The following is a 15,262-nucleotide window of genomic DNA, read 5'->3' as shown; positions in this document are numbered from 1 at the left end:
AGCACAAATATCTCTATAATTGTAAGTGACTAAACAAACCATTAAGGAGATATTGTGCCTATGTATAATGATATATCAGAAATGCTTGGAATTAAAGTCAAAAATTTAAAAATCACTCAAAATTTAGGATTACATGTACATAAAAACGTAAAGGCATTATTATACGAAGGCCAATTGACATATCATCCCAGTGCTTGTGCGTGTTGTGGAATTAAAAATGATGCACATTTAATTATTAAACATGGCTTTCGTAAAACGAAAGTTTATATGGGATTAATTTTTGAAAGACCTGCCTATTTAAAATTGAAGAAACAGCGCTTTTACTGTAAAGCTTGTCAACAAACCTTTACAGCTCAAACACCCTATATTCAACCCCGATGTACCATCTCAAATGAGGTCAAATGCATGATGATCCGGAAACTATCTAAAGTCATCTCTGAAAAGGATGTCGCTGAAAGTCTATGTGTATCACCTTCAACTGTCCATCGCCATTTAAAAGAGGTAAGTGATTCGGTGAAGACGCAGGCACATCATGTTTTAGCTGAGCACTTAGCTTTTGACGAATTCAAATAAACGGAAGATGTCAAAGGTGCGATGAGCTTTATTTACTGTGATAGTGTAACCCATGATATCATCGATATTTTACCTGATCGTCGCAAACATAAATGAGAAGCCTATCTTTAAAGTTCTCTAGAAAGCAACGTGAAAAAGTTAAAACCATCTCTATAGATATGTTTCCACCTTATATCGCACTCATTCAAGACTTATTTCCTCATGCGGAGATAATTATGGATCGCTTTCATATCGTGCAGGCTATCAATCGTGAAATCAATCGATGCCGAGTTCAAGTTATGAATGGTTTTAGGACAAAAGATAGACCTAAATATAATAAATTAAAGCGTTATTGGAAGTTACTATTAAAAGCGCCCTTAGATTTAGATCGAATGATATATCAGTCATACAGACTTTTTAAGTCTTGGCAGAGTCAATACAGTTTAGTTCAGTATTTATTGGGGCTTGATGAGAGGCTCAAAGAGACATATGAAACGGGGCATCGTCTTTTAAGTGCTCTGAAATCAAACGATATCCAGCAATTACGGTTCATCTTACAGGATTCAAAGACAAAAGATATTTCACAAGGACTCAAGCGTGTCATTCAAACATTCATCAAATACTTGCCCTATATCTCAAATACGATGCGTTATCCACATTTAACGAATGGGCCAATTGAGGGCATTAATAATAAAATAAAACTGATTAAACGGGTTTCTTATGGTTATAGAAATATCTGGAATTTTAGGAATCGAATCTTAATCATTTCCAAGGTATTTGTAAGTGAATATAAAAAACGCATTAAACAACAAAATAACGTTGCTTGATGCGTTATCGTCTCGCCAACCGACGTTGACAAAGAACCTATAAATTAAGCATATGCTTAGGTGGTGACTCCCGCGTAACACCTATGGTATCTATTTAATTGTCGGACAAAAAAGGACTGATAACGTAATCGTTACCAGTCCTTAACTCAAATTATATAAAAATCGGTTTACTAAACCGATTTAATTACTTGATATATCCTATTAATACCTATACAATTATAGTTATTAATGAGGCTTAGTAAGTAATCGTTTTAGCGTTAGGTTCGGTAACGTTGATACGTAAGCAATATAAATGCTACCAACATTTATATTTGCTGTGCTTATCAAGTCTCTATTTTTTTAATTTAACAATTTATATTATATTCTTCTGCCGATATATTTGCAAGTAATATAAAGGTCACAAAAAAAAGCTAATTCATAGTTTTTGGTCGCATATTTTTTACTCATAATGCGACCAAGTAGAAAATATATAAACCTCTCTCTTTTCATCATCAACCGTATAAACAACTCTATGCTGATGATTAATACGTCTTGAATAACGTCCTAAATGCTTTGGTTGTAACTTTTCAAAAGATTGACTAGGTTCATAAGGATCAATTTTTAAAGTTTCAACAACATTTAAAAATTGTTCTTTGAGGTGCGATTTGTTGATTTTTTTCAAATCACTTTTAGCTGAATTTTTAATCAAGACGCTGTAATAACTCATTACAAGTTACCCCAATCTAAATCTTCAATATTTGTATAACCACTATCATCCTTTTCACGTTTTCTCACTTTATCCATAGTGCCAGTTGATTCAAGAAACAACGTTTCTTGAATACTATTCCAATCTTTTTGACTTACAATAACTGCGTTATTTTCACTTTTAGAACCACTTATAATAACTGGCTCATGATTAACATTTACATGTTTTAATAATTCATAAAATTCTTTTCTGGCATTTGTAGGTGTTTTGATATTCATAAAATCACTTCCTTGATTAGTATACTTATATTATAACGTACGCTTTTACGTACGTCAAATGATATAGTGTTTCTCTTTAAAATTTGAATAAAAATACAAAGTGCTAACCTATGGTTATGGGTCAAAAGCCCGTCAAATCAACGATGTATATTTCATGAATAAAACCACCTTTTCGTTAAGTCATTAAAACGTTGATATAACAACATTTTGCCCGAAAAAGTGGTTTACATAATTAACGATTATGGGTAGTTGTTTTGTATAGTTTATTCATTTTATAAATTATATAAAGTGCTATAACTATAAATGATGATATAGTGATTATAGATACAGTTGATCCATATTGCCCACCTGTTATTAATTGATTAGAATTACTATACACATACTCCATTACACTTTGATTACTTTGCTTTGTAGTTATATCAAACAATTGTGTGATATCAAACAAAAAATGAATTACAATAGAAGACCATATCGTTTTATAATAAATTGTTAATAATCCATAACATAAGCCAGCAATAAAAATACCAATGCTAATTTGTATTATATTTTGCAAATCAAAATTGCCATTCATAATATGAACCACACTAAATAAAGCAGAACTTATTATTAAACCCCAATAAATATTAATACGTCTTTCGATATAACCTAATAAAAGTCCTCTAAAAAATAGCTCTTCAGCTATAGATGTACTCAGGGAAGTAATTATAATGACAGTGATAAAAATAGGAATATTACTGATATTACAACTTCTCCACACACCATTAGTTATAATAAAAAAGCCTGAATACATAATAATTAAGGCTATAATCCCTAAAAAAAACCATTCTCTTTTCAAATAAGGTTTTGTAATACGATAATCTGATAAATTTGTTCTAATTCCTTTTGTTATACAACAATAAACAAACAAAAATGTTAATATTAATATTAATAAATGAGAAAGTGTATATCCTAAATCTTCCATACCGATAAATGGAATTATACCAATTAAAGGGGCGAATCCATTTATTAAAGTCATTATAAATAATGCACTTAAACAATTAATAATTACTTTTAAAGCTTGCTTCAAGTTTTTTCCTCCTACAATTAAAAAACGAATCTATAAGTAAATACTAATAGACCGCCATTTTTATTATTAATCATTTTCAAATGTATATACACCTATAACTAAACCAGCTGGAATACCTATAAAAGGAGTAAAAATCATACTTAATATTATCATTGCTATAATCATTAAGAAAAATGACTTCGATTTGATTTTCATATTTAATAAATTATTCTTAAAACTTTCCAAAAATTCTTTGACTTTCATTTGACTCTCCTAAAATTCCATTTTTTTATATTGATAGATACCAATTATATAAAATACGCATATATATATCGCGAAAATAATTGTAATAATAAGGAAAATACTGTTGAAATTTTGAGATGTTAGATTTTCTTGATATCCATTAGGGAAGATATACTTTAGTGACTTTAAAAAAGGGGCTATTGAGCTAACAATAAAGAAAGCTAATACGCCTAATATAGTATATCCATTGGGAAGATTTATAGATAATAGAACTGCCAAAAATATACATATTATTTGTAAAAATAATACACCAAAAAATTCTATTATCACATATTGTAAATCTTCTGTAGTTTTAGGCCAAAATTCATTTGACGCTAAGTCCATTGAAGTAATATGAAAATAATACAAAAATAGAGAACTTAAGAATAATACAATCACAAATATAATATACAACGTAATTATTGAAAGCAATTTACTGTTAAAAATACCACTTCTGGACAAGTCTTTATAAAAATATAGTTGCCCTTTTTCTTTTTCTGAGTAGAACTTCAATCCAATGATATAGGTCAATATAATTAACGGTATGACTGCATTATTTTGTATTACAAAAACTGATGAGAAAAACTCTATAAAACTCAGCGAATTTTTTTCACCACTTATTTGCATGAAATTAGTATTAAAAAAAGCCACTATGAATAATATCAAAGGGAACAAACCAAAAAATAAATATAACCATGATACTTTCATTTTTAATAAATTTTGTAGTATAGGCTGAAATTTATTCATAATTATTGTCTCCTTTGAATTTTTGTTGGATTAAATCTTTCTTTTCTTTAATGCTCAATATCTTATATTCTTTTGTTAGATCAACCAGTAAGTCGGATAATATTCCATTTTTGTTATTAACTTCGATAATTCGTTTATTATTAGTACTAGCGATATCATTTCCATATTTTTCACGAAATATTTCTTTATGATTGAACTCAGCATCTAATTCTATTAAAGTTGTATTTTCCTTTTGGCTATCAAAATCTTCTTTTAATAACCCATTGTCTATAAAAAGGTATCTCGTACAAATTTCTTCTAACTCACTTAATTGATGACTAGAAATTATAATTGCTGTATCTTTTTTTTCAACCCATTTTTTTAATGTTTGAATTAATTTATCAACACCATTAGGATCCAAACCAACAAAAGGTTCATCTAATATTAGCAGTTTAGGTTGAGTAACTAAGCAAATAGCTAGAGATAATCTTTGTTTCATTCCAAAAGAGAAACTATTAGGATTCCTATCTTTTTTTTCCCAAAGATCTACTAATTTTAGTACTTCTTCAATATTATTATAATCTTCCTTTTTTCCATTTAACTTTATAAAAAATTTTAAATGCTCTATAGCTGATAAATGATTAAAAATTGAACCCTCTATCATAAAACCTACTTCTTTTAGAGAATTATTCTTTTTTAAAATACTTTTATCATTTATAAAAATATCCCCATCAGTAGGTTTTATAGCTTTAGCTATTAATTTCATCAAAGTTGTTTTTCCTGCTCCGTTTTTCCCTATCAAGCCTACTATTTCTCCAACATCCACGGAGAAATTTATATCTTTCAGTGAGTATATTTCATTTTTTTGAATTTTTTACTTACATTCTTTACTTGTATCATTTTCGCCCTTCTTTCTTTTTGATAAATCAATTAAGAATAGAATTACAAAATTCAATAAAAACACAAATATTAATTGATCTATATTTGCTAACTCAGTATTTATTTGTATAGAAACACTTCCGGTTTCTCTACTATTTTCTGAAACAAATTCAGGAAACTCTGGTCTAGATATAAAATATACACTAAAAATAAAATAGCAAATCGTTGTTATACCAGAATATATTAAATTATATTTCAAACGGTTTCTCTCTTTTCCCAAGATATTAACAATACCGTTAAGTAAAAGTGGAGAAATATAAGCTAAAATGATAAAGCCTAATAATCCTAATTATAAATTGTAAATCATTCCAAAAGAAAAAATAATAATATTACCTAAGAGTATAAACATTGTTTTTTGTCATTTTAAACATCCCTTATATGAATTCTGACACAATTATATTATGTAACCAGTGGAATAATATGGACTCTTGTAACCCTAATTTATCGGCTATAATATACAATAAAATTCCAGAAGGAAATTTAAGTATAATATTTTCTATAAAATTACCGTTAAGATGTAATAATACACCAAATATCAAAGAACCTATTATAAAAGATTTTAATTTACTAAATTTACTTATAAGAATAGCAAAAAATATACCCCTAAAAAGATACTCTTCACAAGTTGCTACTATAAAAGGTTGTATAATATTTTCTAACTTAATCGACCAAAACAGAAAGACGGTAAATACAATAACTATGTATATTATGAAACGATAAAAATTGATTGATAAATATAAGATTTGAAACCAATGATTTTACCAATAATAATTTTAGGTAGTATTATAAATCCAATAATCATAAAAACAGCTGGAATAATGAGTTGCCAGTTTCCTAAATTTTGGATTGGCAAAAATAATACTAACAATCCTCCAAAATTTATTGATATACCAGCTAAAACAGTTAAAACCACTGTATGGTATACAAGCGGTCCCTTATTTCGTAATTAACGATAAATATGTCGTAAAAGGTGCGCAACCATTAGAAACATTTGAAGGTGCAATTAATACAGCGTGGAGCGAAATCAATACACAAAAGAAATTTGAAGATTTGTCTACTGATGACAATTCTGGTCACTGTTCAGACGGCAGTTGCTCTATCTCTTAGAGTATCCCAATAGTGCTTTAATGATTAAAATAATCATGCGTTGTAGGATAGAAATCGGTTTAATATCATAGTCTCAATTTGGCAAGAATAACTTGGATTACAAACAGCTTATTATAGGATAAGCATCATTCAGTTATCTCTTGTCATTTTTTATTTTTAGGTCTATTTTAAAGGGCAAAATCTTGAAACGCAGCGTTTTAAAGTTGCTTTCAAATTAAGTGAGTTCGTAATACGTTTCGTCATAAACTTCTATTCCATTGACTTTTAAAAGCGCTGTAAACACACCGTCACCGCTTTTTTTAGTTCCATCAAAAGCGCCAGAATAAATGGTGTTTAAGCCACAAGTGGGACTGTCAGACTTTAAAATTAAAGTGCGACAATTTAATGCTTTACATATATTTAATGCTATTTTTGCACCTCTTACATAATCTTCAGTGACGTCATTTCCATGTAAATCAATAATTTTGGCTTTTTGATGCAATACATCATGCCCATCTCCACCGACAATTTCCGCAGCTGCTCTTGGTATAGATAGTCCTGCTAAAATTTCGGGGCAAATCGTTCGTGCGATCCCTTTATCTACTAAGTTTTTAAGCGTTGTGTTTCCTCTGTTTCCTCCATCGTATCGCACGTTTTCACCAGCTAAACAGGCGCTTATTAAAATCATGGCAGCACCTCATTTTCGATCTTTTTTCTTTGTGTTTTTGTTGCTTTTTCTAATCAATAAAATTGTATTTACGATAAATATAACAGCGATGACGACAGTAAGTGGTAACATATGCATGTTTGAGATATTTATAACAATGAGGGCAATCATCAGTACTATATTGATGATGTGGTGAATGGATAATGTTTGATGCATATGTTTTTCTCCTTCCTCGAAAAATTGAATGACGGTTTAAATAAGTCGTGAATATTAAGGCATTTAAAAGTTTATTTTTAGGTTGTTTGTTACGCTTGATCACAATTAATAAGGTAGCCGTTTGTTGTCATTATAACATGAACCATATTACAAATATTTTGTATAAACAAATAAACAGTAACACAAAAAAATAACATTAACGAGAGTGTTTTAGAAAATTTTTATCAAAAATATAAACAAACAAACTTTACAACAATTTTATCATAATGAAACAAAAGTTGCGATAAATGATGTTATATTATGAATATCAGTTATTCAATCTTAAATGTGGGATGAAAAACATTTGAGGTGGTAAAGTGGAAAATAATCAAGGTAATAAACGCTATTCTATTAGAAAGTATTCTATTGGTGTTGTCTCTGTTTTAGCGGCTACAACGTTTTTTGTGAGTACGCATGATGCACAAGCAGCTGAACAAGTCACAAATGGAAATCATGTACCTGCGGCAGTGGTTCAAAAAGGTGAGCAATCAACCCCTAATGATGTTAACGGCGTAACAAAAAAAGAAATTCCTGCAGAAAAATTACAACCAGCAACAAATCAACAGCCAGATCAACAGCCAAATGTTAAACCAGCAGAATTAACGCAATCAAATGCAGCTAAGCCAACAGTTCAACCGGCACCTGAGCTAACTCCGGCTGAACAACAAGATCATACAAACACTCATCAAGGTCATATCGACAAGGTTGCCGACGCGTCACATGCAGCATCTTTAACAGATCGACAATCTAACAAAGAAATCCCTCTGACACCAATTGAACCAGCACATAATACTAAACCAGATGCAACAGCGACAGACAAAAATACAGAAGTTAATGACAATCACCCGGGAAATGATGACAACGCAACAAATGTGGTCACTAATAAGAACAACGACACCCAACATGCAACAGCCTCTAATCAAGCACCACGCGCACTTGTGCAAGATCAAGATAAATCTAATTCAGATATAACAACGCAAAATCAAGATCAGCAAACTGCACAAAACGTTCTACCTAAAACAGATGTTGATGCTCATAATAATGGAAAAGACAAACAACCAGCGACACAGGTTGATAATAAAAAAGCAAAATCAGACTTTAAAGATGTGACTCAGGCGTCCCCAGTTGATAAAAATGAAAATAAAGCTAAAGCTGTTCCTCAAAGTCGGCCAGTAGCACGCACTTCAACACCGGTGCCAGTAGCTGATGCGCAAAAACCGCATGCACCTCAAGTGGGTCAAGCCCAACATGTGAATAAGTATCCTATTGTTTTAGTTCATGGATTTTTAGGACTAGTCGGCGATAATACGATTCCATTTTTAATTCCAAATTATTGGGGCGGCAATAAATATAATGTGGTCAGTGATTTGAAAAATAAAGGCTACGATATTTATCAAGCAAGCGTTGGGGCTTTTGGTAGTAACTATGATCGCGCAGTAGAATTGTACTACTATATTAAAGGTGGACGCGTGGACTACGGTGCAGCGCATGCAGCAAAATATGGACATGAACGTTATGGTAAAACATACAAAGGCATTATGCCTGACTGGGCACCCGGTAAAAAAATTCATTTAATTGGTCATAGTATGGGTGGTCAAACAATCCGTTTAATGGAACAATTTTTAAGAAATGGTAACCAAGAAGAGATTGATTACTATAAAAAACATGGCGGCGAAATTTCTCCATTGTTCTTAGGTGGACAAGATAATATGATTGCATCAATTACAACGCTTGCCACACCACATAATGGTTCACAAGCTGCAGATAAAATAGCTAATACGGATATTGTAAGAAATATCATGTTTGCGTTGAACCGTTTTACAGGAAATAAAAACTCAACATTGGATTTAGGTTTGACACAATGGGGTCTTAAACAAAAACCAGGGGAAAGCCGTATTGATTATATTAAACGTGTGAGCAACAGTCGCATTTGGACAACAACAGACAATGCAGCGTATGATTTAACTCTTGAAGGGGCTGCTAAACTTAATGCGATGACAGATTTGAATCCAAATATCACTTATACTACATATACAGGTGTGGCTTCTCATCCGGGACCTCTTGGTAATGAAAATCCAAATACAAGCGTATTTCCGTTGATGGACATTACAAGCACAATTGTAGGTCATGATGCAAATGTAGAATGGCGTAAAAATGATGGTGTTGTGCCAGTTATTTCTTCACTTCATCCAACAAACCAAGCGTATGTAGATATTTCAACAGACGATCCGGGTACAAGAAAAGGGATTTGGCAAGTGAGACCTGTTATGCAAGGCTGGGATCATACAGACTTTATTGGTAATGATGTATTTGACTTCAAACGCACAGGTGCAGAGTTAGCGAACTTCTATATGGGAATCGTAAATAACCTGTTAGGTGTCGAAGCATTAGACGGTAAATCATCATAAAGAAAATTTTATTTAGATGATGCGCATCAATTGTTTTCTTAAGCACTAGGTGTAAAGTGAAACGGAGGGCCCTTGTAAGAGGGAAGGATGTCTCACTTCTCAATGAAAAAGTATGTTAATCCAATTTGGTGTTTAAAAAGCAACGAGGCGCGAAGCTTTTTTTACAAAGCATTTAGCTAAAGATTTGGAGGCGACTTTCTATATGAAATAGAAGGTGCCTCCACTTTCTTTTTTGACGGCTATTTTTAAAAACTTAGTCCTGTTGTTCTTCAAAGTGGGTCTCGATGAAGGCGGCTTTTGATGTTTTGTTTTGCCATTCATCGACTAAATAACCTTCTAAATGACCGTAAAATCGGCCGTCCACTTCTAAATATGCGCCATCTTCAGATTCTTGACCATATACACCTACATCATGATGGGCTTGTTTAAAATAATCAATAAGATAAGCTTTCATTTCTTCAAATGCGTTAATATAAGACTCTACCTCATCATTATCGATAACATATGCCCCCACTCTCGTTTGACCTGATACACGACCGTGGACATCTGATATGACTTCTATTGGGTTCCACACGGCTATAATGTCACCCCCATCGGATGTGAAAGTATATCGACTGAGAATATATTGACTTTCCTGCCAATACACTTCTTGATATTTAGGAAGGTCATTGTAGTCTAAATAGTAATTTTCAAAAGTGACGTCATCTAAAACTTCTTTATCCACTTTGATGCCCTCTACTGAATGAAGCCACGATTTAACATCCGCTTCAGTTTCAAACAATCCGACTACTTGCTTAGTATTAAATTGATGTAATTCTAATAAATACATAAACATGTCTCCTTTATCCGTTATTGTCATATAGGAAAGAAATGAGTGCGTGCGATTTGTCTTATTTCAAAGGAATTTTTTACATAAAAGTGGCTTATAAATTGATCATATTTTATTTTAAAGATACATGCCCTCGATAGGATTGTCCAATAAAGTGATAAGAAACATGTAGGGGGTGTAAAAGTAAGGATGTACATAGAATAACGGAGTGACATTTTAAGAATACAATTAAAAAATAGGGTGATTCATACGTGTTTATAGGGTGTGTAAAGCGGCTTTCATATTGAAGGTGTGTGGTTTTAGCCATAGACTTAAAGTAATGAATGAAAAACAATTGAAGAAGGTATGAATATGTACAATGAAGTTCGTAGTCAATTACGCTTAAGTCTCGCATGGTTGACGCTCTTTTTAGTGGGTACCGATTTATTCGTGGTATCACCGTTACTCCCGAATATGCTTCGTGAATTTAATATATCTGCACAACAAGCCAGTTGGATTGTTACCTCGTTCGCCGTTATGTATGCGGTTATGGCACCGCTATTTGGTGTTTTAGCCGATCGATGGGGCAAAAAGAAAAATATCGTTATCGGGCTTATTTTATTCTCTTTTGCGAATGGGCTTACTTTTATCGCAAGTTCGTATTTTGTGCTCGTTTTAAGTCGTGTCTGGGCAGGTGGGGCTGCAGCTATGATTACTTCTTCTGTTTTTGCACTTACAGGTGATTTAGCGCCTAAAAATAAAAACGGCTTATATCTTTCTATAGCGACTTCTGGTTTTCTAACAGAGATATGGGTGGGTGCACCTATAGGGAATTTAATTGGCAACATTACGAACTGGCGAACCGTATTTATTATTTTAGCAATAGGGACATTGGCATTAAGTGCTCTAAATGGCTTTGCTTTACCAGGGCATATGCGTGCGCAATCACATCGGTCACTGCATTTCGAGCAATTTAAAGGTATGATTCGTGATGTACTTGTTACTACGTTTTGGGCTTTAGCTGTCTATGGTGTCTATACATTTCTCGGTGAAATTTTTAAAAGCGAGACAGGTTTGTCTAGCCTCATGACGAGTGTTGCCTTTACATTTTACGGAATAGGCGCCTTAATCGGAAGTGTTTCTGGGGGATGGTTTTCAGATCGTCTGGGTAATAATCGCGTTATCAAGATAGGCATGACCGGTTTAGCTATACTACTTGTTGTTGTAGGATTGACCGTTACACATCCCTTAATATTATTTCCGTCTCTCACGTTATGGGCTTTCAGTGGTTACTTGTTTTTCTCAGCGTATCAATCGTTTATCTCGAAACGGAATGCTACTTTTTCGGGAAGTATTATGGCGTGGAATCAGACTGCGATGTATGTAGGAATTACTTTAGGGGCATGGATTGGTGGAGGATTAATAGCCCATCATCTTATTCTCTTATTGTTTGTCTCATGTGCAACTTCTGCTTTAATCGGATTAATATGGTATCGCTTCAAAGTTGTGTCATAAATACAAAAACCAATCTTGTAGAGGACAATCTCTAAGATTGGTTTTTATTTTTAAGAGATCGGGGTGGATGATTGATCCAGTTTTGTAGAAGAATAGCGTGATTGTGCTCGGTATCTTTGGCTGCATAAAGTAATACCACATGCTCATTTTGACATACGATTTCCTGTAATTCTGCAAATGCGGCGCGTTGTTCATCCAGTGTTTGGAGTTCTTTTAAATATTGATCTTTAAATGTGGCAAAACGTTCAGGATCATGATGAAACCATTTTCTTAATTGAGAGGTCGGACCAATCTCTTTTAACCAATAATCTAAATTTGCATCTGCTTTAGAAATCCCTCTTGGCCATACACGGTCGACTAACACACGGACAGCGTTATTTTCTTGCGCTTTTGTATAGATACGTTCAATCTTAACAGTCACGAGAATCCTCCTTTTGAAATGTTGAAAGGCCATGGGCAGAAAGCAAGATACATTCTACCCGAATCACTTCTTGAGTACATTAGAATATTTGCGAGTGTTATACAATAATTTCGTTTGTTTCATATGGTGTTTTGAGTAATACAAGGACACCTTCGATAATACCAATTAGGCCGGGTATGCCTGTCCAAGAAAATAGAGCATATAAGATCCCGAGTCCGATTTTATGCGAATAGAATTTGTGAACGCCTAAACCTCCTAGAACAATCGCGAGTATAGCGTAAATCCATTTATTGACTTTCATTGTTTTATCACCTCATTGTAATTATACAACAAAATGTGAATGGATTTGTGAGATGACTATTTCGTGCAATATAAAACTACAATAAATAATGCATTATTTTAAATAGTTGATTTAAAGAATAAAATTGTTTTCCATTGCTATTATACATTTTTAAGTTCTAGTTAATATTCAGTTAATATGATTTATTTCTTTAGTATATTAAAGTTAAGCAGTAATGATTTTTTCTAGTAGAGAGGTTAAAGATGTTAAAGGAAAATTATAAATTAAGAAAAATGAAGATCGGTTTAGTTTCTACAGCAGCGGCAGCAATTTTTGTGATTTCAAATGGTACAGCGGAAGCTTCAGAAGATACAACGGCTCAAGAAGCATCAGCCGTCTCTGTTGATGAGAAACAAGTGAATGACAATCAACAAGTGGAAGAAAATACTGAATCAGAACAAGCGGAAAATGAAAGTTTTATCCATTTAGATGAAGTGCGCCCGGGCGACACACAAGTTTCAGGCTACACACAACCTAACAAAGCAATTTCACTTAAAATTGATAATAAAGATGTTGTTAATCTTGAAGATGAATTTAAAGAAGTGGTGTCTGATGAGAACGGGAAATTTACGTATGATTTAAATGGGCGAAAAATCGTTTATAACCAAAAAGTAGATGTTGAAGCAACAGAACCTCTAGACTTAGATGCTTTAGAAGATGATGAAGAAGCATTGGAAGCTTCTGATGAAGAAACAACAGCGGTGCCTCAGGAAGCAGAGCAAGATACTACAACACACGCGGTAGATTCAGAAGAAAAAGAAGAGGTAACAGCAGGAAATCACGAAGAAAGTGATTTATCACTGGAAGGATTACTATTAGATGCTGAAGGCGAAGGTCCTAAAGCTTCGTATACAACACCTAGATATGAAAAAGCATACGAAATTCCAGAAACACGTATTCCTCAAATTAACGGTCGACACCAAGTCTGGATTGAACCTATTTTAGAAGGTACAGGTGTGGTTAAAGGGCATACGTCAGTTAAGGGCAAAGTTGCACTTGCGATTAACGGCAAGTTTATTAATTTAGGGGATTCAACTTCAACGCTTGAACAATTGAGTAAAGAAGCGTATGAAACACGTTACGACGGCGTTTGGAAATTTATTGATCCTAAAGGCTTTTTTGAATTCGAATTCAAATTCAATCGTCTTTTCGATAAATCTTATTCATTGAAAAAAGGGGACCTCGTGTCACTTTCTTTTAAATCAGATAATGAACAAGACACAATGCCTTCATTTGTGTTTAATGTTTTAACAGAGCCATTTGAAGCGGTTGAAAAAGCTCATACATTATTTGATCATAATGCGATTGAACCTGTAAAAGAATTAAAAGATGTAGATGAAGCGATTGAAATTAATGACATTTTTGGAGATGTTATTGAAACAGCGATTCGTGGTGAAGACAAGTTAATCTTAGAAGGCACAAAAGAGATGACAGGTCGTACGAAATATGCAAATGCGCTTATTCGAATTGATTCAAACTTAGGCGAATACAGACACTTCCCGACGCTTCAAGCAGATCAAGAAGGTAAGTTTACTTTCAATATTAAAGAAGCGGGCTATCGTATGTACAATGGTGAAACATTGACATTAACTGTAGTAGACCCAACGACACAAAAAGCGTTAGCTGAAATTCAAAAATATATTGAACCTGTTGATATTGATGAAATCATGGATGATGAAGTATTTGATGACTATTCAGATGAAGACGACGATATTTTTGAAATTCGCAGTTTTAAACCGGCTAACGAAGTCGTGGCACCTAAAGTAGAAGAAGCAACAAAGCAGCACGAAGAAGCACAACAAGAAGAAGTGAAACAAGATACGCAAGCTGCAGTACAACATGAAACGACAAAAGAAACTGATAAAAGTGACGCAAGCCCAGCTGTTAAAGCGGAACAAAAGCGTGATGCCTCTGAACAACACCAAGCAAGCGCTGAAACACCTAAAATGACGCAAGCGACTTCAGTTACAAAAACAACAATGCCTGAAAACGTGACACCTGTGTCCGTACAAGGTCAAGGTGAGCACAAACAAGCGGCAGATGCATCGGTATCTACAGCGCCTGAGTATACACAAGGTATGGAAGACATGGTTCCTTACAGCCAGCATTTAGCAACATTAAAGTTAGTCCATCATGAAAAAGGAAGTATGGGCCATGTGAACGGTTTACAACTTCAATCTACAATGCCAACAACACCTGTTGATTATTTAGTTAAACCACATATAGACAAGGCTGAGCCTAAATCTGTATCTGTATTACCAGAGACAGGTCAAGAAAAGGCGCCTACATTATGGTCTCTATTATTAATCGCTTCAGGCTTATCATTATTGGTATACAAACGACGCAAGCAACAAAAACATACACGTTAATCACAGAGTAGCAACTTAACGGGAAGATATAAGTCTTTATTAAAGCTTTGTGTATGAAA

17 protein-coding genes and 2 pseudogenes are annotated in these 15,262 nt (G+C 33.3%); 5 read left to right on the top strand and 14 right to left on the bottom strand.

The features are described 5' to 3' along the window. The first annotated feature begins 60 nt into the window (after positions 1-60). Positions 61-1,379: pseudogene (locus tag HMPREF1208_RS12650) on the top strand (ISL3 family transposase). Between the two features lie 439 nt (positions 1,380-1,818). Here the strand turns inward: HMPREF1208_RS12650 and HMPREF1208_RS07060 are convergent. The 9 genes and pseudogenes from HMPREF1208_RS07060 to HMPREF1208_RS12370 form a co-directional block, all read right to left on the bottom strand. Beyond that, positions 1,819-2,085, bottom strand: a complete 267-nt coding sequence (locus HMPREF1208_RS07060; protein WP_016425657.1) for a Txe/YoeB family addiction module toxin — start codon at positions 2,083-2,085, stop codon at positions 1,819-1,821. Further along, on the bottom strand, positions 2,085-2,342 hold the full coding sequence (locus tag HMPREF1208_RS07055; RefSeq protein ID WP_016425656.1) for a type II toxin-antitoxin system Phd/YefM family antitoxin: 258 nt from the start codon (positions 2,340-2,342) through the stop codon (positions 2,085-2,087). Before HMPREF1208_RS07055 ends, HMPREF1208_RS07060 begins: the two co-directional genes overlap by 1 nt. 232 nt (positions 2,343-2,574) lie before the next feature. Continuing rightward, positions 2,575-3,408, bottom strand: a complete 834-nt coding sequence (locus tag HMPREF1208_RS07050; protein WP_016425655.1) for a CPBP family intramembrane glutamic endopeptidase — start codon at positions 3,406-3,408, stop codon at positions 2,575-2,577. A 66-nt stretch (positions 3,409-3,474) separates the two neighbouring features. Beyond that, positions 3,475-3,651: a VraH family peptide resistance protein gene (locus HMPREF1208_RS12075; RefSeq protein WP_016425654.1), complete on the bottom strand. Its 177-nt coding sequence runs from the start codon at positions 3,649-3,651 to the stop codon at positions 3,475-3,477. 9 nt (positions 3,652-3,660) lie between these two features. Beyond that, complete coding sequence (locus HMPREF1208_RS07045) at positions 3,661-4,416, bottom strand: hypothetical protein (protein ID WP_016425653.1); 756 nt, start codon at positions 4,414-4,416, stop codon at positions 3,661-3,663. Beyond that, a complete protein-coding gene (locus tag HMPREF1208_RS07040) occupies positions 4,409-5,221 on the bottom strand; it encodes an ABC transporter ATP-binding protein (protein ID WP_231371814.1) in 813 nt (270 codons plus the stop codon). The genes HMPREF1208_RS07045 and HMPREF1208_RS07040 overlap by 8 nt, the downstream gene beginning before the upstream one ends. Positions 5,222-5,269: 48 nt before the next feature. Next, a pseudogene (locus HMPREF1208_RS12380) lies at positions 5,270-5,608 on the bottom strand (Msa family membrane protein); the annotation flags it as partial. 100 nt (positions 5,609-5,708) lie between these two features. Then, complete coding sequence (locus HMPREF1208_RS12375; protein ID WP_323368676.1) at positions 5,709-5,933, bottom strand: hypothetical protein; 225 nt, start codon at positions 5,931-5,933, stop codon at positions 5,709-5,711. Between the two features lie 107 nt (positions 5,934-6,040). After that, positions 6,041-6,202: a hypothetical protein gene (locus HMPREF1208_RS12370; RefSeq protein ID WP_228446226.1), complete on the bottom strand. Its 162-nt coding sequence runs from the start codon at positions 6,200-6,202 to the stop codon at positions 6,041-6,043. A gap of 14 nt (positions 6,203-6,216) precedes the next feature. Between HMPREF1208_RS12370 and HMPREF1208_RS12215 the strand changes: the two genes are divergently transcribed. Then, a complete protein-coding gene (locus tag HMPREF1208_RS12215; RefSeq protein ID WP_167512896.1) occupies positions 6,217-6,441 on the top strand; it encodes a hypothetical protein in 225 nt (74 codons plus the stop codon). A 214-nt stretch (positions 6,442-6,655) separates the two neighbouring features. Here HMPREF1208_RS12215 and HMPREF1208_RS07025 read toward each other — a convergent pair whose 3' ends face one another. Beyond that, a complete protein-coding gene (locus tag HMPREF1208_RS07025) occupies positions 6,656-7,108 on the bottom strand; it encodes a DUF523 domain-containing protein (RefSeq protein WP_016425650.1) in 453 nt (150 codons plus the stop codon). Positions 7,109-7,117: 9 nt separating this feature from the next. Next, positions 7,118-7,303: a hypothetical protein gene (locus HMPREF1208_RS07020; protein WP_016425649.1), complete on the bottom strand. Its 186-nt coding sequence runs from the start codon at positions 7,301-7,303 to the stop codon at positions 7,118-7,120. A gap of 356 nt (positions 7,304-7,659) precedes the next feature. On the opposite strand from HMPREF1208_RS07020, the gene lip reads away from it, so the two are divergent. Next, positions 7,660-9,750, top strand: a complete 2,091-nt coding sequence (gene lip, locus HMPREF1208_RS07015; RefSeq protein WP_016425648.1) for a YSIRK-targeted triacylglycerol lipase — start codon at positions 7,660-7,662, stop codon at positions 9,748-9,750. 253 nt (positions 9,751-10,003) lie between these two features. Here lip and HMPREF1208_RS07010 read toward each other — a convergent pair whose 3' ends face one another. Next, positions 10,004-10,579, bottom strand: a complete 576-nt coding sequence (locus HMPREF1208_RS07010; RefSeq protein WP_016425647.1) for a hypothetical protein — start codon at positions 10,577-10,579, stop codon at positions 10,004-10,006. Positions 10,580-10,930: 351 nt separating this feature from the next. Here HMPREF1208_RS07010 and HMPREF1208_RS07005 point away from each other — a divergent pair, with 351 nt between their 5' ends. Further along, positions 10,931-12,073, top strand: coding sequence for an MFS transporter (locus tag HMPREF1208_RS07005; RefSeq protein ID WP_016425646.1), 1,143 nt, complete (start codon positions 10,931-10,933; stop codon positions 12,071-12,073). Between the two features lie 31 nt (positions 12,074-12,104). Here the strand turns inward: HMPREF1208_RS07005 and HMPREF1208_RS07000 are convergent, their stop codons facing one another. Both HMPREF1208_RS07000 and HMPREF1208_RS06995 read right to left on the bottom strand, forming a co-directional pair. Then, a complete protein-coding gene (locus tag HMPREF1208_RS07000; RefSeq protein ID WP_016425645.1) occupies positions 12,105-12,494 on the bottom strand; it encodes a DUF488 domain-containing protein in 390 nt (129 codons plus the stop codon). Between the two features lie 97 nt (positions 12,495-12,591). Then, on the bottom strand, positions 12,592-12,795 hold the full coding sequence (locus HMPREF1208_RS06995; RefSeq protein ID WP_016425644.1) for a TM2 domain-containing protein: 204 nt from the start codon (positions 12,793-12,795) through the stop codon (positions 12,592-12,594). Positions 12,796-13,037: 242 nt separating this feature from the next. Between HMPREF1208_RS06995 and HMPREF1208_RS06990 the strand changes: the two genes are divergently transcribed. Continuing rightward, positions 13,038-15,203 (top strand): LPXTG cell wall anchor domain-containing protein, encoded by a 2,166-nt coding sequence (locus HMPREF1208_RS06990; protein WP_016425643.1) that lies wholly within the window; start codon positions 13,038-13,040, stop codon positions 15,201-15,203. The last annotated feature ends 59 nt before the right edge of the window (positions 15,204-15,262 follow it).

The sequence above is a fragment of the Staphylococcus sp. HGB0015 genome (genome assembly GCF_000411275.1).
Classification (GTDB): domain Bacteria; phylum Bacillota; class Bacilli; order Staphylococcales; family Staphylococcaceae; genus Staphylococcus; species Staphylococcus schleiferi.
This window is presented reverse-complemented; position numbering and strand designations above follow the sequence as displayed.

What these genes read in the sequence shown, in the direction of transcription:
- HMPREF1208_RS07060 (WP_016425657.1), bottom strand. Translation starts at nt 2,085, where the DNA reads ATGAGTTATTACAGCGTCTTGATTAAAAATTCAGCTAAAAGTGATTTG.
- HMPREF1208_RS07055 (WP_016425656.1), bottom strand. Translation starts at nt 2,342, where the DNA reads ATGAATATCAAAACACCTACAAATGCCAGAAAAGAATTTTATGAATTA.
- HMPREF1208_RS12075 (WP_016425654.1), bottom strand. Translation starts at nt 3,651, where the DNA reads ATGAAAGTCAAAGAATTTTTGGAAAGTTTTAAGAATAATTTATTAAAT.
- HMPREF1208_RS07045 (WP_016425653.1), bottom strand. Translation starts at nt 4,416, where the DNA reads ATGAATAAATTTCAGCCTATACTACAAAATTTATTAAAAATGAAAGTA.
- HMPREF1208_RS07025 (WP_016425650.1), bottom strand. Translation starts at nt 7,108, where the DNA reads ATGATTTTAATAAGCGCCTGTTTAGCTGGTGAAAACGTGCGATACGAT.
- HMPREF1208_RS07020 (WP_016425649.1), bottom strand. Translation starts at nt 7,303, where the DNA reads ATGCATCAAACATTATCCATTCACCACATCATCAATATAGTACTGATG.
- HMPREF1208_RS07010 (WP_016425647.1), bottom strand. Translation starts at nt 10,579, where the DNA reads ATGTATTTATTAGAATTACATCAATTTAATACTAAGCAAGTAGTCGGA.
- HMPREF1208_RS07005 (WP_016425646.1), top strand. Translation starts at nt 10,931, where the DNA reads ATGTACAATGAAGTTCGTAGTCAATTACGCTTAAGTCTCGCATGGTTG.
- HMPREF1208_RS06995 (WP_016425644.1), bottom strand. Translation starts at nt 12,795, where the DNA reads ATGAAAGTCAATAAATGGATTTACGCTATACTCGCGATTGTTCTAGGA.
- HMPREF1208_RS06990 (WP_016425643.1), top strand. Translation starts at nt 13,038, where the DNA reads ATGTTAAAGGAAAATTATAAATTAAGAAAAATGAAGATCGGTTTAGTT.